The organism is Paenibacillus sp. FSL R5-192 (assembly GCF_000517845.1).
Taxonomy (GTDB): Bacteria; Bacillota; Bacilli; order Paenibacillales; family Paenibacillaceae; genus Paenibacillus; species Paenibacillus amylolyticus.
On sequence record NZ_ASPR01000046.1, the window covers coordinates 225833 to 231832 of the forward strand.

A 6000-nucleotide genomic window follows, 5' to 3' on the forward strand; every position below is an offset into this window, starting at 1 on the left:
ATGAATAAGATGCACTTATTATTGAAGGATCAGGCTAAAAAACACCAGAGTGTTATAAGTTCATATGTGTTCAGACGCTTAACGGGCGTCCGAAGGTTTCATCACAAAAATCTGTATTGAGCTTCAATTAAACCATTATACACGCCTTGTTTTTGGATCAGCTGCTCATGGTTGCCCTCTTCTTTAATTTCACCATGATCCAGGACGATAATGTTATCTGCATTCCGGATGGTTGAGAGACGGTGAGCGACCATAAAGGACGTTCTTCCCTGCAACAGCACCTTCAACGCTTCCTGGATTTTAAGCTCTGTCTCCGTATCAATACTGGCTGTAGCTTCATCCAGAATCAGTATGCGTGGATCAGCAAGCAACGCACGGGCAAAGGATAACAGTTGTCGCTGTCCCATGGATAATACGTTCCCGCGTTCCTCTACTTCGGTATCGTATCCGCCAGGCAGCTTCATGATGAACTCATGTGCATTGACTGCTTTGGCTGCATCCTCCACCTCTTCATTCGTTGCATCCAGTCGTCCAAATCGAATATTGTCACGAATCGTACCCGAGAAGATGAAGGTATCCTGTAATACAATGCTGATCTGGCTGCGTAAACTCTCTACTGTTACATCCCGCACATCCTGTCCGTCAATGGTGAGACGTCCGCCGGATATATCATAGAAACGACTGATCAGATTGATGATCGTACTTTTACCCGAGCCCGTATGACCAACAAGTGCAATCGATTGTCCCGCAGCCGCTGAGAAGCTGATTCCTTTCAGCGCCTGTCTGCCCTTCTCGTATTCGAACACCACATTTTCGAATGCGATATCTCCTTTAATAGAAGGAAGTGGCTTGGCACCTGGTTTATCCGCAATACTTGGTTTTTCATCCATGAATTCGAAGATACGCTCCGATGACGCCATTGCAACCAGCAACTGATTGTACATCTGTCCCAGACGGTTGATTGGGTCCCAGAAGTTGCCGACATAGTTGGCAAAGGCAACAAGTAATCCCACGGTTAACTGGTCATGTTGAATCAGGTAAGCACCAAACCAGAAAAGGATTAATGTACCGAATCCACCGGTAATCTCAATCAGCGGTCCAAAGCCCTGGTTCATCGCTGATGCTCTATCCCATGACTTTTTGCTAGACAGATTCATGTTGTCAAAGTATTTCATGTTCTCTTTTTCCTGTGTGTAAGCCTGAGTCACTCGAATCCCTTGAATGGATTCATTCAAGTGGGAGTTAATCCGAGAGTTCTTCATGCGCACATCCTGCCAAGCCCGACGGATCAGCACCCGCAGTTTGGTCGAGATGATAAACATGATTGGCACCGTAATGATCACGGCAAGACCCAGTTTCCAGTTAATCAACAGCAAGATCACAATGATCCCGAGCAACTGTACGCAGTCGATCATGACGTTAACTGCACCGTTCGTGAATAGATCCTGAAGGGAGTTAATATCATTCGTAACACGTACCAGTACGGAACCTGCCGGTCTTTTGTCAAAAAAGTTAAAGGACAGCTTCTGGATATGCTTGAACAGATCCGAGCGAAGGTCATAAATAACACGCTGTCCGATAATGTTTGTCAATTTGATCCGGTACGTATTGGCAGCCCACTGGATGAGATACAACACAAATATGGAGCCTGCGATAAGATAAAGCATGGTCATGCTTGGCAACCCCGTTGCCGGTGCGATGGCCCGGTCAATTGCCAGACTGATCAGAAAAGGTACGGACAATTTTGTAATGGTGCCCAAAATCATCATTAGAATAACGAGTGGTAACAGTTGTTTCGCATAAGGTTTCATGTATGCAAATAAACGTCCAAATTCTTTCCAGTTAAACGGTTTTTCAATAATTTCATCATCCTGATACACAAATCGTTCATTCAGTTTCTTCTCAGAGGCCACTTTTGCCTCGCGCCTGTCTGCTATCGTTTCGGCACTCATGAATTCACCTGCTCCCCAGCCTCCCGCTTACCGCGGGCAATATAATCTGCATATTGAATTTTATAAACATCCTGGTATGGTCCAGGCACTTCAATGAGTTCGGTATGTTTGCCACGTTGTACCACGCGACCTTCATCGAGCACCAGAATCTCATCTGCATGTCGTAGTGAAGATATCCGGTGTGCAATAATAAAAGTCGTTCTGCCGCGCATAACTTCCTGGAAACCGGACTGAATCTCGTGTTCCGTCTCCATGTCCACGGCGCTTGTTGCATCATCAAGTACCAGAATTTTCGGATTTTTCAGCAAAGCCCTTGCGATCGCAATCCGCTGTTTCTGTCCACCCGATAAACCCATACCGCGCTCACCAACCACCGTGTCATATCCGTCCGGGAACTCCATAATGAAGTCATGAGCCTTGGCCAGCTTGGCTGCACGGATAATCTCATCCATGGTGACGTTCTTAAGTCCGTAGGAAATATTATTGCGAATGCTGGATGAGAACAGGAATGTTTCCTGGAAAACAGAAGCGATCTGACTCCGCAAACTGCGAATACCTATATCTTTAATGTTTTTGCCATCCAGCTTGATCGTTCCCGAGTTGACGTTATAGGCACGCATCAGAAGCTGAATGATGGTCGATTTACCTGACCCTGTTCCCCCAAGGAAACCGATTACAGAACCGGGTGCAGCGTCAAAATTAATATCAGTTACTGCTGGCATTTTGTTGCCGTAGGCAAAGGTAACGGATTCAAATGTCACATGGCCGTTCACCTGGTCTGCCTCAACAATGACTGGATCTTGCGTTTCTTCCACGTCCACTGGCGTATTGAGCAGTTCGAGCACCCGTTCACCTGAAGCTTTGGATTGCGTATAGTTGTTGATATGGAACCCAAGGTTCCACATTGGACCGATTATGTACCAGATCAAACTGAAAAAGGCAACGAGTTCACCGAGTGTCAGCGTCTTCTGTATAACCATTCTTCCACCGATCACCAGCAACAGCACGATACTCACCGAAGCAAGAATCTCCATGATCGGAAAATAGCGACTCCACAATGTTGCGGCATGAATCTGATTTGTTTTGTAACGCTCATTACGTATGGAGAATTTCTCCACTTCATAAGGCTCACGTGCAAAGGATTTTACCGTACGTACGCCAGTAATATTCTCCTGTACCGCTGTTGTCAGTGAACTGAGCGCCAGCCGCATCTCCTGAAACGCAGGGTGAATTTTGGATTCGAATCTCAGCGCAACGAAGGCAAGTAATGGGATGCATATGAGCGTGAACAACGTAAGCTGCCAACTCATGGTCATCATCATGATTGCGCCAAATACGACCATGAAAACCATGTTAAGAATCTGGGCGAAACCAAATCCGATAAAGTTACGGATGGCTTCCAAATCTCCCGTGAGGCGGGACATCAGATCACCTGTCTTGGCCGTATCATAATAACGGAAGGATAAAAATTGAAGCTTTTCGTAACATGCATTACGAAGTCTGTACGCCAGGAAGTTACCCAAGCGTCCTCCAAAAAAGCCATGTAAAAACTGCATTCCCGCTTTCAAAATAACTACACCTAACACAGTCAAGGCAATTATGGGAACGTCTTCAAAAGTTCGCGGAACAATGATGTCATCAATCAGTATCCTCAGCATGTACGGATACACCAACCCAAGTGCGGTCGCTAAGGCGAGGAACAAGATTGATACAAATAAATACGTTCGCTTTTCCCAAAAAAAGGTTTGCAGTTGCCTAAGAACATCCATGTTTCTCCTCCTCTTATGTCGTTCAAAAATACTATGAACATTTATGAAGTTTATCACCGTACCCCATTCGCGGCAAAGCGAATAACAGACCATATTCTGCCTGCTTTCAGCTTATTGACGCATTAACGAAGGTAAATACCCACCTTTCAATCAAATGTTTGAATATTCTCTTTATTTCAGGTTGTTCGTACCAAAAAAAGGCTCCCTATATGCCTTTTCGGCAGGGGCCCTTTTGGGTTGATTTTCGCAACATTTTCAATGTGTTGCTGTATCATTCATTTTGTTTTACAAAGACTTCCAGAGAATACGCGTTATGCCGTGATTTTAACTGCGTTCAATCTGTTCCAGTTGGTTAGACAAGCTGGTCCATTGCTCCGCCGGAATTCCGCTCTCCAGTGTATCTTGAATTCCACTTACCGCCTCGTCCAGACGTTCTTCCAACTGACGGGATTGGTGTTGCAAGGATTGACAAATCTGGTTGTCATAAAACTGAATCAGTTTGTCTTGCGCAGCAGGAAGAACTTCAATGATCATCTGTTTGAGGACAGGATCAAGTGCCTCCTGTAATCGCTGACGTCCATCTCCTTCGAAGAACTGTTTCGGATTGCGGAAATAATTCAAATAGCTTTTCCATCCGGACGGTTCTTCCAGACGAACTTCTTCAAGCACAGGTGTACTCCAGCGTTCGTTCAGTGGCAGTGACACATCCACGCCCCCTGATAACTGCCTCACCTCATCTATACATTCCGTAACTTGCTTCATCAGCCAGGTCTGACCCGCCTGTTCAAGTCTGAGGGTGGTAGCAAGCAGTTCCTGCTCCAGTTCAATGGCAATCATACGTAACAGTTCACGTCCACAGGCTGCAAAAGCCATCTTCAGATTGCCCCGATCCTCCCGAAGTACGGATGGATGGAATGCTTCTGCCATGAATAAACCAAGGCGATAGGCAAGCCGCTGCCGCACATGGAAGAGTAATTCTGCTGTTTCCTGTGACAGTTCTTCCTTCATGGATCTTGCTGCAAGTTGCTGTATGCGCTGACGTGACTGTCCCTGAATAGTCCCTAGTTCATCCCGCCGCTGCTGCAATACTTCTTCGCCCTGAGCCGCATCCTCTGCACGATTCTTCAGCCGCTGAATGACACGTGCCATCTCTTCGGAAGCTCCACCTACCGCAAGGTCGGCTAATTCTCTGCCAGCAAATTGGTTGAACTCTTCCTCAAACCGGATAAAACCGGATTGCTCAAGCAGCTTCGAATCACCTGCCATCTTGCCTTCCATCGCCAGTATGCTGGATACCGGGAAGAGTCGTGGTGCCCGAATTCCATTACTGCGCAGTTGGGTGCTCACATGATCGAGAACCTGCTCCAGTTCTTCCTCAGAGGAAGACAAGTCACTGGCATTCACAACAAAGAACATCTGATCCATGGCAGAACTATCTTTAACACGTCCCAACTGATTCAGGAACTGTCGATCTCCTTGTGAGAAAGCATGGTTGTAATACGTTACAAAAATGAGTGCATCCGCATTCTTCATATAATTGAAGGTTACACCCGTATGACGAGCATTCACGGAGTCCGCTCCTGGTGTGTCTACCAGTACAATGCCTTGTTCAGTCACATCGCAACTGTAATAGAGATCGATACTGTCTACAAAACAGGACTTCTTCTCGTTTGCGACAAAGTTACGATAACCGTCCAGATCCACCAGCACATCCTGACCTAACTGGTCCGCTGTTTCTTCCCAACCGGCTGCCGCTGCCTGCAAAAAGCTGTAATGCGGGCGCCCCGCCGGATGCACATCCTGTGGTGAGAGGGAACGTACTCGCTTCTGCCACTCCGCTCCAGGCTCACCCAGTCCGAGCAATCGGAAGGAATAGCCGAGGTCTTCCTGGAAGGCGTCCCGGGTCTTCATCCGGACCCGGGCTGTTCCATGCTCCGCGCCCCCGGCAGGAGCCATGATTCGGTTAATCGCCGCTGTTGTTGGATGCGGCGAGACGGGTAGTACAGCTTCGCCCAGCAATGCGTTGGCGAAGGAGGATTTGCCGGCGCTGAATGCTCCGAACAGCGCCAAAGTGAACGTGCCGCCCGCAAGCGAAGCCGCGCGTGCACGCAGATCCCGTACCGCCGACCCCATGGCGGGGTACGGCTCTACCAGCGCAGCAGCGGCTTCGAGCCGTGCCGCTGCTGCGTCCAGGCGTCGGCGGCGTTCAGCGCCAGCCGCCGCCGATGGCCCAGGCACCGCTGCCGCGACTGCGCGCTGCGCTGGCGGTGCCTCTGGCG

At 48.2% G+C, this 6000-nt stretch carries 3 protein-coding genes; all 3 read right to left on the reverse strand.

The annotated features are described in order from the left end of the window. Positions 1-101: 101 nt before the first annotated feature. On the reverse strand, positions 102-1952 hold the full coding sequence (locus C161_RS22725) for an ABC transporter ATP-binding protein (RefSeq protein ID WP_036672925.1): 1851 nt from the start codon (positions 1950-1952) through the stop codon (positions 102-104). After that, positions 1949-3721, reverse strand: a complete 1773-nt coding sequence (locus C161_RS22730; protein ID WP_036613268.1) for an ABC transporter ATP-binding protein — start codon at positions 3719-3721, stop codon at positions 1949-1951. The genes C161_RS22725 and C161_RS22730 overlap by 4 nt, the downstream gene beginning before the upstream one ends. A gap of 324 nt (positions 3722-4045) precedes the next feature. Further along, a partial coding sequence (locus C161_RS22735) for a dynamin family protein (RefSeq protein WP_036672926.1) occupies positions 4046-6000 on the reverse strand: 1955 nt, incomplete at its 5' end.